The organism is Streptomyces sp. SID10853 (genome assembly GCF_010548145.1).
Classification (GTDB): Bacteria; Actinomycetota; Actinomycetes; order Streptomycetales; family Streptomycetaceae; genus Streptomyces.
The window spans coordinates 1-771 of record NZ_JAAGLN010000513.1 but is presented as its reverse complement, the minus strand read 5'-3'; the positions used below and the strand labels follow the sequence as shown (position 1 = coordinate 771).

Genomic DNA, 771 nt, shown 5'->3' with positions numbered 1-771 from the left:
CCTTGCCCACATCCCCGTAACCGCAGACGACAGCAACCTTCCCGCCGATCAGGACGTCAGTGGCACGGTTGATGCCGTCGATCAGCGAATGACGGCAGCCGTACTTGTTGTCGAACTTCGACTTCGTCACCGCGTCATTGACGTTGATCGCCGGGAACAGCAGGGTCCCGTCACGGTGCATCTCGTACAGACGGTGCACACCCGTCGTCGTCTCCTCGGTGACCCCGCGGATCTCGGACGACAGCTGCGTCCACTTCTGCGGGTTCTCGCCCAGCGTGCGGTTGAGGAGCTTGAGGATGTAGCTGTACTCCTCGCTGTCCGCGGTCGCCGGGTCCGGGGCCGCGCCGGCCTTCTCGAACTCGACACCCTTGTGGACCAGGAGGGTGGCGTCACCGCCGTCGTCGAGGATCATGTTGGGGCCGCCGGTCGGGGTGTTCGGCCAGGTCAGCGCCTGCTCCGTGCACCACCAGTACTCCTCCAGGCTCTCGCCCTTCCACGCGAACACCGGCACGCCCGCAGGGGCGTCCGGGGTGCCGTTCGGGCCGACCGCGATGGCCGCGGCCGCGTGGTCCTGGGTGGAGAAGATGTTGCACGAGGCCCAGCGGACCTCGGCGCCGAGCGCGACCAGGGTCTCGATGAGCACGGCCGTCTGCACCGTCATGTGCAGCGAACCGGTCACTCGGGCGCCGGCCAGCGGCTGCGCCGCGGCGTACTCCTTGCGGATCGACATCAGACCGGGCATCTCGTGCTCGGCGAGCGTGATCTCCTTGC

1 protein-coding gene is annotated in these 771 nt (G+C 67.7%); it reads right to left on the bottom strand.

Annotation, left to right across the window (positions count from 1 at the left end):
* A partial coding sequence (locus G3I19_RS36710) for an adenosylhomocysteinase (RefSeq protein WP_164267972.1) occupies positions 1–771 on the bottom strand: 771 nt, incomplete at both ends.